Below are 19,586 nucleotides of genomic sequence, written 5' to 3'. Positions count from 1 at the left end.
AAAAGTTTAAAATAAATTACAGTTCTTCAAAATAAAGTGGTTCGCGCTCTTTTTTACCTACTTCATTCATTGTTTCGGCATTGAATAAGCGACCATTGATCATGGTGTAATCTACTTTATCCGAATCTCGAATGTCTTTAAGCGGATCGCCATCTATAACCATTAAATCAGCCAGTTTGCCCACTTCAAGCGAGCCTACGTTTTTATCAAGCCCTAAATACTTAGCCGGATCGAGTGTTGAAGCACGTATTGCCTCAAGCGTTGTCATTCCGCCTTGTGCAAACATCCACATCTCCCAGTGTGCACCTAAGCCTTCACGCTGACCGTGAGCACCTAAGTTAACTAATACACCTAGGTCTTGCAGCTCAGCAGCAACGCGTGCGTTATTAAAGTGATTATAGTGATGATCGGGCGCTTTAATGCGGCGCATAGAGCGCGGTAATAATTGATTTTTTGGCACAAATTTACTTAAACGCGGATGATTCCACACATCAGTTTTATCGTACCAGTAATTTTCACCCCAAATGCCTCCATAAGCCACTACAAGTGTTGGTGTATACCCAACATCACTTTGCGACCATAACTGCTTTATATCGTCATATATGTGCTCTACAGGGATTGAATGCTCAATACCTGTGTGTCCATCTACAATCATACTTAAGTTATGTTGTAATAATGAGCCACCTTCAGGGACAACCATCATTTCAAGTTCACGACCTGCTTCAATAACTTGTTGGCGCTGCTCTCGGCGTGGCTGGTTATACGATTTAACACTAAACGCCCCTACTTTTTTAAGGCGCTCTAAATGAAATTTAGCATCGTCTAACGAGTCAATATGCGACGTATAACCTGGCATATTTGCGCCATATAAAATAGTACCGGTAGAGAAAATACGCGGGCCAACAATCATGCCTGCCTTTTGCATTTCGCTTGCGGTAAATATTTCAGAGGTATCGTTTGATGGATCGTGAATTGTAGTAACACCTAGCGCTAAACCTGCAAAGTTTTTCCAGTTTTGCTCAGGTATAATTTCGTCACTTGCTTGCGAGCCATGTGCATGAGCATCAACAATACCAGGCATAATAGTTTTACCTGTTACATCAATAACCTCAGCACCTTTAGGAATGCTTATATCGCTGGCTGTACCAATTGCTTTAATATGCTTACCATCAGTGATAATTACACCATTTTCAATAACCTTTTCGCCATCCATAGTTATAATTTTTGCACCAGTGAGCGCAATCATACCTTTAGGCTCTGCCATTTTTTTACTGAAACCGATATTATCGCCACTTTTCACTTTAAAGTCGGCATCTTCGGCTTTGTTAATGGCAAACATCCCCTCAAGGCTTGCATGATAAAGCTCAGGCCCTAATGTCCAATAAAGTTTGTTGCTCTTAGCACTCCAGCTAATGTTTTCACCAGCACGTACCGATAACTGCTCTATTGGAAATTGACTGTCTTTAGGCCCAATATTAGTTGTTTTACCACTTTGTACAAACGGGGTTACAAATACTTTAAATCGCTCAGCAAAAGCGAGGTATTGCCCATCTGGTGATACTCTAAATTCTGTCGCATGCTCTGACTCGTACAGTTTACGAACTTTTTTACTTTCAAGCTCAACTACGCTAAGCGTTGGTTTTGGCCAAGGACTCATTATAAAAACGCGATCGCTTGCATCTCCAAATTGTGGTTGATAACCACTTTTTGAAATAAGCTCACTTTTACCGCCTTTAGCGCTTACGCTATAAACCCCCGGATTAAGTGACCACTTAGGGTTTAAAATACTGCCGCCAGTGGCTTTTCGATAAACAACCGTTTTCCCATCGGGACTAAACGTAGGCTCTACATATTTCCCGGGCTCTTTAGTAATTGTATCGCCACGACCACTGCGCGCAGAAACCACTCTTACAGACCCTTGTTTGTTATCATCCCATGTGGTGTAAACTATTTTTTTACCATCGCGAGAGTACTGTGGAAATAATTCGTAATGATCAGTTTGCTTTGTTAAACGCTTAATTTTACCTGACTCTAAATCACGTTTATAAATATGCCCAAGCGCTTCAAAAATTGCAGTTTCGCCATCTGGGCTTACTTGCACATTACGCAGCATTTTTACATCAAACTCATCAGTATCTAAGTTTTGTGTAAAGCGCACCGCTTTTTGAATTTTTTTACTTGTTTGCACTTTAAAAGGTATGGTTTTAACAGATTTGTCTGCAACATCTAGCTTGTGAATTGTGCCACCAGCCCAAAATACCAGTTCTTCATTATCGGGTGTCCATGCAATGGTTGGGTATACACCATGAATAGCCCAGGTTTCTTGCATATCTCGCTCAAGCTTATCGTAAAGCTTAGTGTGCTCACCGCTGGTTAAGTCATATAAATAAAGACTAGTTTGAAAATCATCACGCTTTATATAAGCAAGCTTTTTACCATCTGGTGATGGTGTAGGCCTAATGGCACCGCCCATCGTATCGATTATGGTTTCAATTTCACCCGTTTCACGGTCGTAGCGCTTAATTTTATAAATGCCCGCTACAGAATCCTTTGAATAATGAAAGGTTTTACCGGGTGTTGCATCATGCGAAAAGTATACATAACGACCATCAGGTGAAAACATTGGCTCACCTAAATCTTTTTGATCGTTCTCGCGTTTTGTAAGCTGCACACCCTTGCCACCCGCTTTATGATACAACCACACTTCACCGGCACCTAATGAGCGGCTAGCTGTAAAGTGTTTACGCGCAACTAAGTAGTCGCCATCAGGACTCCATGCAGGACTATTTAGTAATCTAAAGGTTTCATCGGTAACAGCGTGTTGGTTTTCGCCATTTAAGTCCATTATCCAAATGTTATCGCCACCACCTTGGTCGGAGGTAAACGCAATACTTTTGCCGTTAGGACTAAAGCGTGGTTGCATTTGCCATGCAATATCAGAGGTGAGCTTTGTAGCTGTACCACCACTCATTGGCATAGTGTAAATATCGCCAAGTAAGTCAAACACCACGGTTTTACCATCAGGGCTAATATCTATATTCATCCATGTGCCCTGATCAACGCTAATTGCAGCGTCAACAAATTGCCCCTTAGGTGAATCTACTTGCCATTTTTGTTCGTCTTTTTCAGCGGCATTTACCTGCCCTATCGCTAATGACACCGACAGCGCCAATACTGTATGAAGCATTTTTTTCATGCGTTTCTCGCTTGTTATTGTTGCAGTAAAAACTATTTCACATGATTGCAACAAAAACAAACGCAACTTGCCAGCGTTATATGATAAAGCGCGGTTTATGTAGGTTTAATGCCAAACAATAGGGTCAAATTGATAGTAATTAACTAGCATACTGTAAATTTCAGGATCGTATCGGCGAAGCTCTGCGGGTTTTTCGAGGAAGGTTTCGGTGAGTACAGCAAAAAACTCAGCTTCGTTAGTCGCACCATAGCTGTGAATAACATGCGGCATGCTATAGGCAACATGGCTTTTTAACTGGGTGAAGGCACGGCTAAATACTCGGCCCCACTCTTTGTAATCTGCTGAGCTTTTTAAAATGGGTGTGCCCGTTGTTTTACCTGTTTCTTGATCGAGTTGATGCGCAAACTCATGAAATACCAGGTTATGTCCATCACTTGGTAAACGATTACCCTCAAGTACATCATGCCAGCTTAAAACGAGTGTGCCGCCAGGCCATGACTCGCCTAGTCTTACCGTATTATGGTAACTCACAAGTCCTGCACTATCGCGAGTTGATTGCGGAGCATAATAAGCACTTGGATATAATAAAATTTCTTTTACATTTCTATATAACGGCCACGGTTTATTAAGTACTAATACACACGCATCGGCGGCAACAATTAACTTCATTGCAGACGTTAGCCTTAAGCCATCACAACCGACAAAGCGTTTTTCGTTTAAAAACCACGTAATGTGTCGCTCTAATTTTTCTCTGTCGGCGTCAGTCATTTTTTTATAGATGGGCATGCAACGCAGTAAAATATCTTTTTGCTGCGAATTTAAAGCAAAGTCTTTATATTTACTGCGCCATAATCGGTTTTGAATTGATGGCCAACGCCAGAAAATCACCACAAAAAGAATTAAAACAACAATTAACAGTCCATTTATCATGGGGATTTCCTGAGCTAAGGTATGGTATATAAATATGTCCAGCAGACGTGTTTTTCAAGCATACAAGGTTATGTATTTGAATATAAAGTAATTCACATCGCATTGCTTATAGATTACTTATAAATTGTTTACTGCTTTGCACTGCCGTTACTGATGTGTTTAAAGTTAACCTTTGCAAAAAGTGTCAAATGTACCCTGCAATGTGTTTATAAATTTCGCTACGTGCAAACCATCCATTAATGAATGGTGTACATCGATAGCTAAAGGCATTGTGCCTGTGTGTTTATCAAACTGACCAAATACAAATTTAGGAATGCCTAAACTCTGCCCTTCACTAAATGCATGCGAAAACGCACTAAAATTCAGCCACGGCAAAACAGATATATGAATTAAATCTGCCTGCCCTTCTGTTTGGGCAAATGCATCAGAAAATAACGGCTGTAATTTCGCTTTTTTGCTTACGTCACTTGCATGATTTGCAAACTCTTTAAACTCGCCTGTGCTGTTAAAATAACTAAAAACAAACGTATCGTTTTCAGACAACTCAACCACACTTGCGCGAACACTATTAAGTAACCATGGTTGATTATCTATTATACGTAGCATTATTGAATCGTACTCATGGCACGCTTTTAAGGTGCAATATACATACGCTTGAAAAAAAGAAAATTGATTGTTTTTGCAATAGTCGTAAAGTGCTTGAGCATCTAAACGCACACACACATTAAAGTAAGGCTGAGAAAAGTGTTTAAATAATTCAAAGTGTTGCTTTCTAGGCCAATTATCTAAATCGATAGGCTGCATGAGAGAAGTTGAGGGAGTCATAATTTGCCGCACAAAATTAAAAATAAAGTGTACCGCTGTTCAGTAATAATTGCATTAACTTACAGATAAACAAAAGGTGTGCAATTGCACACCCTTATATAAATTAGAACTTAGATCACAGACCGTTTTTAATGATCTCTTGGGCTAATTCGTCAGCAATTAAATGCGTTGATTTTTGCTCTTTTTCGCTGCGAGCAAAAATTTCAGTTAACGTATTAAAAATACCTTCAACATGTTTATTAGACGCTGCTGCACTGTAACCATCTGGCGCTGTTTCATAATAAACATTAATAATACCACCGGCGTTAATTACGTAATCTGGTGCATATAAAATGCCTTTTTCACGAATAACTTCACCGTGGCGAGATTCTGCCAGCTGATTGTTAGCACAGCCTGCAATAATAGTCGCTTTTAAACGCGGTATCGTTAAATCGTTAACGGTTGCACCTAATGCACAAGGTGCATAAACATCAACATCTAAGTCGTAAATGTCATCAATGCCAACCGCAGTCGCGCCAAAATCATTAACTACGCGATCAATTGCAACTTGGTTAATGTCAGTTACAAACAACTCAGCGCCCGCATCGGCTAAATGCTTACATAAACCATATGCAACAGCACCTAAACCTTGAACAGCCACTTTCACACCTGCAAAATCTTGATGACCACGTTGATGCTGTAGCGCTGCTTTAATTCCTAAAAACGTACCGTATGCTGTAAATGGCGATGGGTTACCACTTTTACCTTCAAGACCCAGTACGTAATTAGTTTCTTTATTCATAATAGCTACATCAGCACATGTGATGTTTACATCTTCTGCTGAGTAATAGCTGCCATTTAATCGCTCTAACTGGCGGCCAAATGCACGGAATAATTGCTCAGATTTAATTTCTTTCGCATTACCTATAATTACAGATTTACCGCCACCAAAGGGTAAGCGCGCCACTGCATTTTTATAAGTCATGCCCTTTGATAAACGTAGCACGTCGTAAACAGCATCTTCGTCGTTCGCATAATCCCACATTCTACATCCACCAACTGCAGGACCTAGGTTAGTATTATGTACAGCAATAATTGCTTTTAAACCCGACTCTTCATCAGAACAAAAAACCACTTGTTCATGGTTATCAAATTCAACTCGATTAAACACAGCCACTTAAAATACTCCGAAATAGTTAACCCGTGAGAGGGTATGCGCGCTGGAAATTGCCGAGACTTTATCACTTCATATTCGAGTTCGCTATACTCGCAGAAGATAAAACCAATGAAAACATCAAGCTTAAATTAAATAACCGGATTAAAACTATTGTATAGATAAAAAATTCACAAAATCGTCATTTGTAAGTTTTAAAAGCTATAAATAGAACAACCACATCAACTTACGTTTACGTGAACGTAACAAAGCGATTACGTGTAAAGTTTAATATACAAGTGCTGCTTGCCCGCCACGTATTGCTGCCTATAGGTTTCCAGTAAAAAGCGAGCTTTTTCGCAAACTGGTCAGAGCTGTAAGCTTGATAATGACTCTATTTAAAAAACAAAAAAGCGAGCACTAGGCTCGCTTTTTAAAAACATAACGTACGTTATTTTAGCTTGCTATCAAGCTCTTCAATTTTAGCTTTCCAGATTGCAGGGCCTTGTGTGTGCGCATTAGCACCTTCACTGTCTACTGCAACGGTCACTGGCATATCTTCTACTTCAAATTCGTAAATAGCTTCCATACCTAAATCTTCAAAAGCAACTACGCGTGCTTTTTTAATCGCTTTAGATACTAAGTAAGCTGCGCCGCCTACAGCCATCAAATAAACAGATTTATGCTCTTTAATAGACTCAACAGTTGCAGGGCCACGTTCAGCTTTACCAATCATGCCTACAATGCCTGTTTTTTCTAGCATCATATCGGTAAATTTATCCATGCGAGTTGCCGTTGTAGGGCCAGCAGGACCAACTGCTTCATCGCGTACCGCATCAACAGGACCAACGTAATAAATAAATTTATTATCAAAGTCTACGCCTTTTGGTAAACCTTCACCTGAATTGATCATATCTTGCAGACGTTTATGCGCTGCATCACGACCTGTTAAAATAGTGCCCGAAAGTAAAACAGTTTCGCCCATTTTCCATTCTTGAACATCTTTTTTAGTCAGTGTATTTAAGTCAACACGACGTGTTCCTTCGCCCACTTCAAATGTTACTTGTGGCCAATCTTCTAGCTTAGGTGCTTTTAAATTAGCAGGGCCAGAACCGTCAAGTGTAAAATGTACATGGCGAGTTGCCGCACAATTTGGGATCATTACTACAGGTTTTGAAGCCGCATGCGTTGGTGCTGTTTTAATTTTAACATCAACAACCGTTGTTAAACCGCCTAAGCCTTGTGCGCCAATACCTAATTTATTAGCACGGTCAAAAATTTCTAAACGTAGCTTTTCTTCAGTCGTTTCTGCGCCGCGTTCCATTAGTTCATGGATATCAACCGGGTCCATTAACGACTCTTTAGCCATTACTGCCGCTTTTTCAGCCGTACCACCAATACCTATTCCTAGCATGCCTGGCGGACACCAACCAGCACCCATTGTTGGTAGTGTTTTTTCTACCCATTCAGCAACATCATCTGACGGGTTTAACATAACCATTTTACTTTTGTTTTCAGAGCCGCCGCCTTTAGCCGCAACCATTACTTCTACTTTACCGCCCGCTACTAAATCAATATGCACAACCGAAGGCGTATTATCTTTCGTGTTTTTACGCGTGCCAGCAGGGTCTGCAACAATAGATGCACGTAAAGGGTTATCTGGATTCAAATATGCACGACGAGTACCTTCATCAACCATTTGTTGAACGGTTAAATCTGTTTTATCCCACTTAACATCCATACCTACTTTAACAAAACAGGTAATAATACCGGTATCTTGGCAAAGTGGACGCTTGCCTTCAGCCGACATGCGTGAGTTAATTAAAATTTGTGCAATGGCGTCTTTAGCCGCTTTACTTTGTTCTTTGTTGTAAGCTTTTTCGAGAGCTTGAACAAAATCGAGTGGGTGATAGAACGAAATATATTGCAATGCATCTTCAATGCTATCAATAAAGTCTTGCTGACAAATTGTACTCATAGTGGTTCCTTAAGTTACCGTTACGCGTTGTCGCGTAATCTAAATCAAACCGGTGACGGTGGTTTGCACTGTTTTTTACAGCTTAGTGCTGCCAAAAAATTTGACTTATGATACCCTCCCAGCCCGTTTCGAGCCAGTTCTTAAAGGGGCAGTAAATGCTAAACAATAAAAAAAATTGTATTAAATTAGGCATAACACAAAACTGCATTGACGTTTTTGCGCATTTTTCACATTTGCCTTATGCAATTCTATTAGATTCTGCAAATAGTAATCATATAAACAGCCGTTTTGATATTGTTGCCATTGAGCCGCAAAGTACCCTTGAAGTAAAAAATAATAAAAGCTTTTTAAATAATATAGAAAGTAGTGATAACTGCTTTGAAATTATGAATAATGAGCTTTCGCATCTTGATAAAACAAAAGCCGATTACGATTTACCCTTTAACGGCGGCTGGCTTGGCTACTTTGGCTACGACCTAGGCCGTACAATTGAAAACATCCCCACTCGTGCTATCGAAGATATTAATCTTCCCCAAATGGCTATTGGCCTTTACTTAGATGCCCTTATTTACGACAAGCAGCAACAAAGCTGGTTTTATGTATCGCAGCCAAACACCGATCGATTAGCGCTTTATGAGCAATACTTAAATACACACCCTAACTCCCAAGTTAATACGCAGTCCTTTGCCCTAAACAGCGACTGGCAATCAAATATGAGCGAAACGGAATACGCTGCAAAGTTTGCCCAAATTGAGGAGTATTTAAAAAGTGGCGATTGTTACCAAATTAATTTAGCGCAGCGCTTTAACGCTCAGTTTGAAGGCTCCCCTTGGGCAGCTTATATTAAACTGCGTGAGGCAAATAAAGCGCCGTTTTCAAGCTTTATAAATCACCCTCAAGGGGCTATTTTATCAATTTCCCCTGAGCGCTTTATATCTGTAAATAATAACGTTGTAGAAACCAAGCCAATTAAAGGCACACTGCCGCGAAAAGCAGATGCACTAGAGGATCAACGCCAAGCGCAAATACTCGCAGCATCAGCTAAAGATCGCGCTGAAAATGTAATGATTGTTGATTTACTGCGTAACGACTTAGGCAAAGTAGCAAAACCAGGCAGCGTTCACGTCCCTTCCCTTTTTGCTATTGAAAGCTTTCCGGCAGTGCATCATTTAGTAAGCACGGTAACCTCAGAACTTGATGAAGGTAAAACAGCGGTCGATCAGCTAAAAGCGGCTTTCCCGGGTGGCTCAATCACCGGTGCGCCCAAAATTAGAGCTATGGAAATAATTGAAGAACTAGAGCCGCATCGCCGCAGCATTTATTGTGGCTCAATTGGTTATTTAAGTGCGTGTGGAAATATGGATACGAGTATCACTATTCGCACCTTGGTGTGCCACAAAGCGCAAATTTACTGCTGGGCAGGCGGCGGAATAGTCGCTGATTCTAAAGTCGAATTGGAATATCAAGAAACTTACGATAAAGTAAATAAAATCCTCCCTTTATTAAAACAGTAGGTCGTTTTGAATAGTGAACACATTATGGCGCGGTTTCTGTTAAGCCCTACAGCTGCGCCAAATCAGTTAAAAGACACACGTAAAAAACGCGCTAGCGCTGTTATGCTGCCAATTATTGATATAGATAACCATGCACATATTTTACTGTGTAAACGCCCTACTTATTTACACCATCACCCTGGGGAGATTTGTTTGCCCGGAGGCAAGTTTGAAGTAAGCGACATTACCCTTCGCACCACAGCACTTCGCGAACTAAAAGAAGAGCTAAATATTGCCCAAAGCAACGTTAATGTATTAGGTCACTTACCTGAGTATTCAACCTTAACGGGTTTTAGTATTAGCCCCTATGTGGGTTTACTCAAAAAAAACACCACCTGGGAAAATGACTATAATGAAGTACAAGCGAGCTTTTTGCTCTCTGTTACTGAATTAAATAACGAAGCTAACTGGCAACCCTTACCTTTTCAACGATTTGGGAAAACGATTATTTTGCAAGGTTTTAAAACGCCGCATGGTTTACTTTGGGGTGCGACGGCAAGCATTATAAAAAACTTTACAAAACAACTCGCCTTACCAGTTTAAATCTTCGTTATTAGTAGTTACACAATCACAATTCCACGTTATCATGCTCGACCGTTCAAAGAGCAGCTTCGTGCTGATAAAACAAAGTAGAGACACACATTATGATCAGTGCATTTGATATGTTTAGCATTGGTATTGGCCCTTCGTCATCACACACCGTTGGCCCAATGCGCGCATCACGCTTATTTGTTAATGACCTACAAGAACAACAATTATTAGCAAATGTTACCGATATTAAAGTAGAGCTTTATGGCTCTTTGGGTCAAACAGGTGTTGGCCATGGCTCGGGTAAAGCCGTAATTCTTGGTTTAGCCGGTTACGATCCTGAAACAATTGATGCCGATTTAGTCGACGACATTTTAGCAACCATCGAAAAAGATCAGGTTATTTATCTAAACAAAACACACAAAGCTAAGTTTCCAAAACAAGGTGCTATTGTTTTTCATCGTCGTAAAACACTGCCTAAGCATTCTAATGCAATGGAAATTATCGCCTCAAACAACGGCGAAAAAGTTTACAGCAAAGTATATTACTCTATTGGCGGTGGCTTCATTGTTACCGACGAAGAGTTTGAAAACGAAAAACAGGCGGCCCTCGATATTAGAGAAGAAAATCCAGCCCCTTTCCCATTTGGTAGCGCAAAAGAACTACTAGAGATGTGTAAAGAGTCTGGGTTTAGTGTTTCTACCTTGATGATGAAAAACGAAAAAACACTGCGCACTGAAGACGAAATAAAAGATACATTGTTCCATATTTGGAAAGTAATGATGGCTTGTATTGACCGTGGTATGCGCACCGAAGGTATTTTACCTGGCGGCTTAAAAGTAAAACGCCGTGCGCCCAGCTTATACTTAAAACTAAATATAGAGGTCAGTAACGACCCGCTTCGTGCAATGGACTGGGTTGATTTATTTGCCCTTGCCGTAAACGAAGAAAACGCTGCAGGTGGCCGTGTAGTTACCGCCCCAACTAATGGTGCTGCGGGTATTTTACCGGCTGTCCTTATGTACTATCACACATTTGTAAAAGAAGTAGACCGCGATATAGCCACGCGTTATTTATTAACCGCTGCTGCTATTGGTATTTTATATAAAAAGAATGCCTCTATATCGGGTGCCGAAGTAGGTTGCCAAGGTGAAGTCGGCGTTGCGTGCTCTATGGCTGCAGGCGCATTAACAGAAATTGTTGGTGGCAATGTTGTCCAAGTAGAAAACGCAGCAGAAATTGGTATGGAACATAATTTAGGCCTGACGTGCGACCCTGTTGGTGGCTTAGTACAAGTACCGTGTATTGAACGTAATGCAATGGGCGCTATTAAAGCAATTAACGCTTCACGTTTAGCTATACGTGGCAGTGGCGAGCAAAAGGTATCGCTTGATAAAGTGATTAAAACCATGCTTGAAACTGGTAACGATATGAAAACTAAATATAAAGAAACCGCTCGCGGTGGATTGGCTGTTAATATTATCGAATGTTAATCAGCTCGCTATAAAAAGAAAAAGCCGCCTATTTTTAAAATAGGCGGCTTTTTTATTATTCGTTTAATGTAGTGACATTATTTAACGGGTAACTCTATATCTGCAAATAACTTATCTACGTCATCTTGGTTACGCAATAAGCTTGCTCGCTCTACTCGCTCTTTAGTTAAGTGCGGTGCAAAACGTTCGATAAAATCATACATATAAGTACGCAAAAAGCTGCCCTTTCTAAAACCAATTTTGGTCGTACTAGCTTCAAATAAGTGGCTTGCATCAATACACACTAAATCGGTATCACTCACTTGATCTATGGCCATTGAAGCAACAACACCAACGCCTAAACCCAGTCGTACGTATGTTTTTATAACATCAGCATCGGTTGCGGTAAATACAATGTGTGGTTCAAGCCCGTGTGCGCTAAACGCTTTATCTAACTCTGAACGGCCCGTAAAACCAAATACATATGTAATGAGTGGATATTGAGCAATATCAGCCACAGTTAAACTATTTGCCTTTTTAGCCAACGGATGGTCTTTAGCGACAACAATACTGCGATTCCAATGGTAGCAAGGCAGCATAACTAAATCTGAATACAAATGCAGTGCTTCTGTTGCAATAGCAAAATCAGCATCACCGCGTGCTGCAGCATCCGATATTTGCTGTGGAGTACCTTGGTGCATATGAAGCGATACCGCAGGGTATTTTTTCATAAACCCTTGAATTACGTTAGGCAAAGCATAACGAGCTTGGGTATGTGTTGTAGCAATATTTAACTTACCTTGATCAGGTAGCGTATGCTCATTAGCAACGGCTTTAATACCTTCTACTTTAGAGAGTATTTCACGAGAAATATTAATAATATCTTCGCCGGCACCGGTTACATGCGTTAAATGCTTACCACTGCGACCAAAAATTTGCACACCCAACTCATCTTCTAACATGCGTACTTGTTTAGAAATTCCTGGCTGCGAGGTAAATAAACTCTCAGCAGTCGCTGAAACATTTAATTTATGATTTTGTACTTCTACGATGTATCTGAGTTGTTGTAATTTCATGGCTGCAAATTTTAACGTTATTATTCATATTATTTATAAAGGCAATACCGCTTAAAACCAAGTGTTATTTACGTAAAATAGTACTTTAGGTCTTTAGGTGTGCAATTATCTGATTAGAGTTCAAGGCTAGCATAATAAATATGCTTCAGGTAGCGATGATTATTCAGCTCAAGTTTATAAGTCCTTAGGCTTACTGCAGTTTATAAAGAGCTCAACCTATCAATTTTTTGGTATATTTTTCAAGTTAATCGGCGCAAAGCTACCCTGTTAACGTATATTTAATGTAAGATTAAGTAATTAGGTTATATATCCGAGAATTACACCATGATCGTTTCTATTATAATAGTACTTATAGTTGCATTGATTGTGATTGCACTTTGGGTAAGTGCTGTACAACAACACAAAGAAAAACAAGAAGCGGAACGCCGCAAAGAGCTAACAAAACAAAAAGCTATAATAGAAGAAACAGAAGAAGCACTAATGAATAGTGCCAATATACCTCTTTCTGAAAATATAATCCGTGTATTGCAACGCCGTATTTACGAAGCATTAAACACGATGGTTACTAGTTCGCCAACATCCAAAGCACTCAAAAGCCGCTTAGGTGAGGCTAAAACGCACCTCACCAATGCAGTTCTAGACAACAGCAATGAAGCCCTAACGTTACCCAATAATGACAAACAACTTGTTGGCCTAATTCAAGGCATCAAAAAATTGCGCTCAATTTTACGCTCTGAACATAATAAAGGTCGTATTGATAGCCAAATTTTTGTTTTAGAAGATAAACGCCTCGAAAAACTACAACTACGTATTAATATTGAAAGCCAAATAAAACGGGGCCTATCTGCCCGCTCAGCCAGTATGGTTGGCTCTGCAAGACAGTACTTTGAAAAAGCGCAGGCGACACTCAGTGCAGTCACCTACTCTGATGAATACGTAACTTCAAAACGCTTGGAAGTTGAGGGTTACTTAGAGGCAATTAGTGTTGAACTGAGAGCTTCTAATGCAAGCGCACTTAAAAAGAAAACAGAGGAAGAGCAAGACGACTTAGATATACTGTTTGCTCCTAAAAAGAAATGGTAGTGCTTTTATAAAAGCATTAAAAAAGCCTGCACAAATTAAAATTTGTGCAGGCTTTTTTGTGTTTTTTATTAGCTATTAAGACAAAAATGCAAACTTGAAAACAAACAAGGCTGTTAATATCCAAACACTAATACTGACTTGATCTTGCTTACCGCACAAGACTTTAACCGCCGTATAAGATATAAAACCAAGTGCAATACCGTGCGCAATCGAAAACGTTAATGGTGTCATTAGTAATACCACAGTAACAGGAATTGCATCGGTCATATCATCCCAGTTTACAAACTTTAAATTTTGCAGCATCAGAACAGCGACATATAAAATAGCGCCTGCCGTAGCATAAGCCGGTACCATTTGTGCAAGCGGTGCAAAAAACATCATTAGTAAAAAGCAAATGCCTACAACTACAGCTGTTAAGCCAGTACGTCCGCCAACAGATACACCAGCAACCGATTCTATATACGATGTAGTCGTAGACGTACCTAGCATCGCACCTGCAATTGTTGCTGAGCTGTCAGCACTTAATGCGCGCCCTAAACGAGGCATGTTACCTTTTTCATCAGCTAAACCTGCTTTTTGAGTTACCGCAACTAATGTACCCGAAGTATCAAAAAGATCGACAAACAAGAAAGCAAAAATAACACTCATCATTGATATATCAAAAGCGGCTGCAAAATCTAGCTGCATAAAAGTAGGCATTATTGATGGTGGCATAGCCATAACACCGTGATATTCAACAAGCCCCAAACTTAAAGCAATGCCAGTCACTAATAAAATACTAATAAGCACGCCACTTTTAAAATCGCGGTATAAAAGCGCTGCAATTACAAAAAAGCTCAATATAGCCAATAACGGTCCTGGAGAAGTAATGTCGCCCAACTGCACTAATGTTGCCGGGCTTGAGACTATAATGCCTGCATTTTTAAGGGCAATTAATGCTAAAAAAGCACCTATACCCGTTGCGATTGCTCGCTTGAGCACCAGAGGTATGGCATTAATAATCCACTCTCTGACTTTAAATAAGCTTAAAAACAAAAATATACAACCCGACATAAATACAGCCCCTAACGCGGCTTGCCAGGTATAACCCATTCCTAATACGACACCATACGTAAAAAAGGCATTTAGTCCCATACCAGGCGCTAATGCTAATGGATAATTAGCCCATAAACCCATTATAAAACAGCCTATTGCAGCTGCTATACATGTCGCTACAAATGCAGCCCCTTGATCCATCCCAGCCTCTGCGAGCATAGCCGGGTTTACAAATACAATGTATACCATAGTTATAAAGGTAGTTAGGCCAGCAACGCATTCGCGTTTAACTGTTGAATTATTTTCGCTCAGTTTAAATAAGGCTTCGAACATAATAAACTTGTGATAGTAAAAAGTGGCGAGATTTTAACATAAAAATTATCTTTTACAGGACATTTTACCTTGCTATATACTAAACTGTTAAAGTAGTTAAAATAATAAATGAACCGATATGCTTAAAACAACACCTTGTGAGCAAGACTTAGAGCAACAGCTAGATAATATTTTAGGTTTTGTTACTCAACCCGAAAATACCTCTGTGCCCGTTGATAATAAAAAAGATGAGCAAAGTACGTTAAATAAAGCCCTATATTATTTAAAAAATAATCAAGCTCCATTGGCTGCAAAATGCATGCGACTTGCTGCAATGGCGGGAAACCATAGAGCACAGTTTTATTTAGGTTTATTCTTTGTGAAAGGTGAAGGCGTGCCACAAAGTGTATTTCATGCTGTAGCTTGGTTAAGCTTAGCAAGTAGCCAAGGGTACGCCCCTGCCACTGCAGCGGTTACAGATATACGCAAACATATCGAAACTAAGCGATTTAAAGATGCTCAATGTTATGCGGCAAGTTTGTACGAACAAATCCACCAACTCCAGTTTTCTCATATGATCCCTCGCACGAGTGAAAACACATAAGCTAACTATGATAGAAGTACTGTATGCAGTGTAAAAAAATACTGTATATGGTTACAAAGATAATCCTATACAGTATAAAACCCCAAAATGAAGACACTGCTCAAAAATTTATTTTTAGAATACCTCCTCAAAAACAACCCTATAACAACCTGATTAATAAAGAATTATAAATTAAAAAATAAAAACAATGATCAAAAGCTGAATAACTGTACAAATAAATAGCATAAAAGGCTTGCACGAAAGCACTGTATAAACTACTGTATATGAATACTGTATAAAAACCCAGTGAGTGAAATTATGTTACAGCCTATTACCGTAAGAACAGTTAAAAGTTACCAACAAGATGAGCAAAGCGATTGCGTGAATTTGATTCAAATTGAAGATGAAATTTCAGCGACCTTTGAGCTTTTAAAAGTATTACACCAATACAATAGCTCTAATGCATGGACGTTACTAATTGCTCCAGATCACGTACCTAGCAAAGCTTTACTTGACTCATGCTCTATTGATACAAGTAAATTACTTGTTATTAGACAGAAGCACCTAGTAAATTTAGAGTATGTATTAAATTCTGCATTACATAACGGAAACTTTGCAGCGGTAATTACCTGGACCGATATAGTTAATAACCAACTACTTACGAATCTATCGTTCGATTTAAGTAAAACGAATACAAAACTATACTGTTTTACTAAAAAGTCTCAAACAACAGAGATATCACTCGCCCAATAAGCTTGTTAAACTAATGTTTTAGACTTTGTATTATTATTATGACTTCACTCAATACCACATTATGTTTTTGCAGCAGTGGGCACAATTATGCTGATTGCTGCGAGCCGCTTCACTTATCTGTTAAGCAAGCTGATTCTCCTGAACAACTTATGCGCTCACGATTCAGTGCTTATGTTATTAAAAATGCAGAATATGTTTATCAAACCTACGCAAAAGAAAAACAAGCTGAAAATCCGGTTAAAGAAATCAATGATTTTGCTAACAGCTGTCGATTTATAAATCTTGATGTAATTGGGTCAAGCCATGATGGAGATACCGGCACTGTAGAATTTAAAGCCCAATATTTTTATCAAAACTTATTTTGTGAGCTTCACGAAAAATCGCAGTTTATTAAAGAAAACACTCAATGGCGTTATTTAGATGGCACTATATATCCTGTTGAAGATATTAAAGTGGGCAGAAATGATGACTGCCCATGTGGTAGCAATAAAAAGTACAAAAAATGTCATAGCGTGTAATAAATAATCTTATTTAATATTTATCACCTACAAGGTGTTTTTAAGTGGCAAAGTGATTTATTAGCTAGCTAAACTTAAAAACACACTTGGTTACGACCTTGCATTTTGGACTCATACATTTTTTCATCTGCGATCTGCAAGGTGTTTTTGTTATTTACGTACGGTTGTAGGGTTGCACCGCCAATACTAATAGTCACAAAGTCATATTCTGAATATCTGTGTAATATTCCTAAATCGACCACATTTTGTTTAATTTTATCAGCAACACAAATCGCACCTTCAGTGCTTGTATGCGGTAGAACAACTACAAACTCTTCGCCGCCGTAACGCGCAACAAAATCGGTTGGCCTTTGCAAACTATTAGTAATAGTCTGTGCAACAAGGTTTAAAACCGTATCGCCTTGCACATGACCATAAAGATCGTTGTATTGCTTAAAGTAGTCTATATCGATGAGTAATAGTGCATAGTCGACTTTTTCTCGTAAGGCGCTTCGTTCCATTTTAGAAAAATGCGCATCAAAATAACGACGATTGAATACCTTTGTTAAATCATCTAGAAATACTTTTTGATTGAGTAAGTCATGTTGCAGTTTCATCGTAATATGGGCGCGCACTCTTCTATATAAAGTTTCCGAGTTAGTTGGTTTCTTTATAAAATCTACAGCCCCTGCTTCCCAGCACTCTTCTTCTTGATTTTCAGATGAGGTTACAAAAATAACGGGGATATCTTGTGTTTCAGATATATTTTTTAATTTTAGACATGTTTCAATACCACTCATTCCTTCCATATTAATATCGAGTAGTATTATATCTGGCGGATTATGTTTACAAATTTCAATCGCATCCTCACCACAGCTCGTTGTTGTTACACTAAAATGCTCTGATAATATTTTTTTTAATACAATTAAGCTTAATAGCTGATCGTCAACGACAAGTACCTTAGAGCTCTTTAAGCTTAATTTCAATTGGTGGTCAGAGTAATTTATCGGCATGGTACAACTGTTTTGTTTTTTTAATTAAACACACCCTATATCACTACATTTTGTTATGCAAATGTTAATAAATTAAAATTCTACTTATTAGTTACTAATAAAAATGATTTATGGTGAATCTTTAATGCATAAAAACAAAAAATGAGCCACTTGGGCTCATTTTAAAACTTCGAACACTTAATTAAATTAAGTGTTATTCGTCATCATCTAAATCTAACTGTTGACGTTGAGCAGGTCGAGCTAAAATCTCTACATAGAAAGAGGTCAAACCTTGCTTTTCAATTTCGCCAATTTGGTTACTTAATTCAGCAACGTGCACAACTTGCGCATCTTCAGCTGTGTTACCAAACTTACAGTCAAATGCCCAATAGTCAGCATCTTCAGGTAGCGTTTTATTACGCTCTCTTTTCAAATATTTTTTCACTTCGTGCTTTGCAGCATCAACCATACGAGGGTATTTGATTTTCTCGTGATTTAGCGTGAATGTTTTCTTCATTACGTTCCTAATTACCTTGGTTTAATGATAATGGCATTTCATGTCATACCATTTGACGCCATTATAGCAATTGCATTTAATTTTTGGATGCTTTTTTTTCATTAAATCAATTATTAGCAAATATATAAAGCAGACCCGTTATAAAGCATATATTAACTGGTGATTATTACAATCATATATCACACCGCAATGAGCTGAAGTGGTTGGTGTAATGCATCATTATTAAGGCTGTCGTAAAAAGCAGCTGCATCTATAGGGGGATTAGCTAGTTGGGTTTGTTCGCTTTTAATTCTTCTTCTGACGGCAAGCTCACAGTTATCTATTATATTAAGTGGAATATGCTTGTCATCATTTCTAATCGCAAGTGGTTCAGGGCTTAAGCATTGTCTTAACTTAATACTTGTCATACCGCAGCGCGCTCCTTCTTGAGATATTAATGATGCATTAAATTGTCCAACCAACATATTATATTCATCAGGGGCTAAAAGTTGCTTTGGACCTGCGCCAAATTGCTTTCTTAACGCCTCTTCTTCTATAACTAAATTATCTATTTCAGTTTTTGGTAAATGAAATTGACTAAAGTCGAGTGCGTCATGTGACAGCATCGCTAATAATAGTGCAAATTCGCCACGGCGATTTTCATGCACACTATTATTGAGTCTACTGTTTAACTGACTCTCTGTGATTAACAAATCATCTATTTGCATAGTCTTTAGCCGATTGTGGTAACTGATAGATATTTATCGGCTTTATTTCAATTTTCTTTAGCTTTTTTCTTTACTTAAATACGCAATTTGCTATTATCAGCGCCGTTGCATTGGAGGGGTTCCCGAGCGGCCAAAGGGATCAGACTGTAAATCTGACGGCTCAGCCTTCGCTGGTTCGAATCCAGCTCCCTCCACCACTTTTCTTACCGCTAAGTTAAGTGGGGCCAAATGCAATAAAATTAGTGTGGAGGGGTTCCCGAGCGGCCAAAGGGATCAGACTGTAAATCTGACGGCTCAGCCTTCGCTGGTTCGAATCCAGCTCCCTCCACCACTTCTCTACTATTCCTATATTCCTATATTCCTATATTCCTATATTCCTATATTCCTATATTCCTATATTCCTATATTCCTATATTC

General features: G+C 39.0%; 17 protein-coding genes and 2 tRNA genes. 9 read left to right on the top strand and 10 right to left on the bottom strand.

Going from position 1 to position 19,586, the window contains the following annotated elements; all coding sequences use genetic code 11:
• Positions 1–16 precede the first annotated feature (16 nt).
• From I6F42_RS02380 to I6F42_RS02360, 5 genes are all read right to left on the bottom strand, one after another.
• Positions 17–3,196 carry an amidohydrolase family protein gene (locus tag I6F42_RS02380; RefSeq protein ID WP_010555096.1) on the bottom strand — a complete coding sequence of 1,060 codons (3,180 nt, stop codon included), beginning with the start codon at positions 3,194–3,196 and terminating at the stop codon, positions 17–19.
• Positions 3,197–3,301: 105 nt separating this feature from the next.
• Entirely contained in the window at positions 3,302–4,126 is an 825-nt protein-coding gene (locus I6F42_RS02375; RefSeq protein ID WP_002961680.1) for a M90 family metallopeptidase, read from the bottom strand.
• A gap of 165 nt (positions 4,127–4,291) precedes the next feature.
• On the bottom strand, positions 4,292–4,930 hold the full coding sequence (locus tag I6F42_RS02370) for a chloramphenicol acetyltransferase (RefSeq protein WP_197151118.1): 639 nt from the start codon (positions 4,928–4,930) through the stop codon (positions 4,292–4,294).
• Between the two features lie 136 nt (positions 4,931–5,066).
• Positions 5,067–6,107, bottom strand: coding sequence for a Glu/Leu/Phe/Val dehydrogenase (locus I6F42_RS02365; protein WP_010555094.1), 1,041 nt, complete (start codon positions 6,105–6,107; stop codon positions 5,067–5,069).
• 427 nt (positions 6,108–6,534) lie between these two features.
• Entirely contained in the window at positions 6,535–8,061 is a 1,527-nt protein-coding gene (locus tag I6F42_RS02360; RefSeq protein WP_007583843.1) for a fumarate hydratase, read from the bottom strand.
• A gap of 155 nt (positions 8,062–8,216) precedes the next feature.
• On the opposite strand from I6F42_RS02360, the gene pabB reads away from it, so the two are divergent.
• From pabB to I6F42_RS02345, 3 genes are all read left to right on the top strand, one after another.
• A complete protein-coding gene (gene pabB / locus I6F42_RS02355; RefSeq protein ID WP_197150709.1) occupies positions 8,217–9,575 on the top strand; it encodes an aminodeoxychorismate synthase component I in 1,359 nt (452 codons plus the stop codon).
• Positions 9,576–9,581: 6 nt separating this feature from the next.
• Positions 9,582–10,157 carry a CoA pyrophosphatase gene (locus I6F42_RS02350; protein WP_197150707.1) on the top strand — a complete coding sequence of 192 codons (576 nt, stop codon included), beginning with the start codon at positions 9,582–9,584 and terminating at the stop codon, positions 10,155–10,157.
• A 101-nt stretch (positions 10,158–10,258) separates the two neighbouring features.
• Entirely contained in the window at positions 10,259–11,635 is a 1,377-nt protein-coding gene (locus I6F42_RS02345) for an L-serine ammonia-lyase (protein WP_197150704.1), read from the top strand.
• 77 nt (positions 11,636–11,712) lie between these two features.
• On the opposite strand, the gene cysB is transcribed toward I6F42_RS02345, so the two are convergent.
• Entirely contained in the window at positions 11,713–12,690 is a 978-nt protein-coding gene (gene cysB / locus I6F42_RS02340) for an HTH-type transcriptional regulator CysB (RefSeq protein WP_002961670.1), read from the bottom strand.
• Positions 12,691–13,014: 324 nt separating this feature from the next.
• On the opposite strand from cysB, the gene I6F42_RS02335 reads away from it, so the two are divergent.
• Positions 13,015–13,773: a hypothetical protein gene (locus tag I6F42_RS02335; protein ID WP_197150680.1), complete on the top strand. Its 759-nt coding sequence runs from the start codon at positions 13,015–13,017 to the stop codon at positions 13,771–13,773.
• 75 nt (positions 13,774–13,848) lie between these two features.
• Here the strand turns inward: I6F42_RS02335 and I6F42_RS02330 are convergent, their stop codons facing one another.
• Positions 13,849–15,141: an NCS2 family permease gene (locus I6F42_RS02330; protein WP_010555089.1), complete on the bottom strand. Its 1,293-nt coding sequence runs from the start codon at positions 15,139–15,141 to the stop codon at positions 13,849–13,851.
• A gap of 118 nt (positions 15,142–15,259) precedes the next feature.
• Between I6F42_RS02330 and I6F42_RS02325 the strand changes: the two genes are divergently transcribed.
• From I6F42_RS02325 to I6F42_RS02315, 3 genes are all read left to right on the top strand, one after another.
• The gene (locus I6F42_RS02325) at positions 15,260–15,724 is read left to right on the top strand and encodes a tetratricopeptide repeat protein (RefSeq protein WP_197150676.1); all 465 of its coding nucleotides are present in this window, start codon (positions 15,260–15,262) and stop codon (positions 15,722–15,724) included.
• Between the two features lie 297 nt (positions 15,725–16,021).
• On the top strand, positions 16,022–16,456 hold the full coding sequence (locus I6F42_RS02320) for a SulA-like leucine-rich domain-containing protein (RefSeq protein ID WP_007583705.1): 435 nt from the start codon (positions 16,022–16,024) through the stop codon (positions 16,454–16,456).
• Positions 16,457–16,494: 38 nt separating this feature from the next.
• On the top strand, positions 16,495–16,974 hold the full coding sequence (locus tag I6F42_RS02315; protein WP_010555087.1) for a YchJ family protein: 480 nt from the start codon (positions 16,495–16,497) through the stop codon (positions 16,972–16,974).
• Between the two features lie 74 nt (positions 16,975–17,048).
• Here I6F42_RS02315 and I6F42_RS02310 read toward each other — a convergent pair whose 3' ends face one another.
• The 3 genes from I6F42_RS02310 to I6F42_RS02300 all read right to left on the bottom strand — a co-directional run bounded on the left by I6F42_RS02310 (position 17,049) and on the right by I6F42_RS02300 (position 19,169).
• Positions 17,049–17,966: a diguanylate cyclase gene (locus I6F42_RS02310; RefSeq protein ID WP_024598317.1), complete on the bottom strand. Its 918-nt coding sequence runs from the start codon at positions 17,964–17,966 to the stop codon at positions 17,049–17,051.
• Between the two features lie 193 nt (positions 17,967–18,159).
• Positions 18,160–18,462, bottom strand: a complete 303-nt coding sequence (locus I6F42_RS02305; RefSeq protein ID WP_002961433.1) for a DUF6172 family protein — start codon at positions 18,460–18,462, stop codon at positions 18,160–18,162.
• A gap of 179 nt (positions 18,463–18,641) precedes the next feature.
• Positions 18,642–19,169, bottom strand: a complete 528-nt coding sequence (locus I6F42_RS02300; RefSeq protein WP_010555085.1) for a VC2046/SO_2500 family protein — start codon at positions 19,167–19,169, stop codon at positions 18,642–18,644.
• 112 nt (positions 19,170–19,281) lie between these two features.
• Here I6F42_RS02300 and I6F42_RS02295 point away from each other — a divergent pair.
• Positions 19,282–19,366: transfer RNA gene (locus I6F42_RS02295), tRNA-Tyr, on the top strand.
• Between the two features lie 49 nt (positions 19,367–19,415).
• Positions 19,416–19,500, top strand: a tRNA-Tyr gene (locus tag I6F42_RS02290).
• Positions 19,501–19,586 lie beyond the last annotated feature (86 nt).

The sequence above is a fragment of the Pseudoalteromonas sp. SWYJZ12 genome (genome assembly GCF_015864395.1).
GTDB classification, from domain to species: domain Bacteria; phylum Pseudomonadota; class Gammaproteobacteria; order Enterobacterales; family Alteromonadaceae; genus Pseudoalteromonas; species Pseudoalteromonas arctica.
The sequence above is the reverse complement of the archived record's forward strand: the minus strand, read 5'-3'. Positions and strand labels throughout refer to the sequence as shown.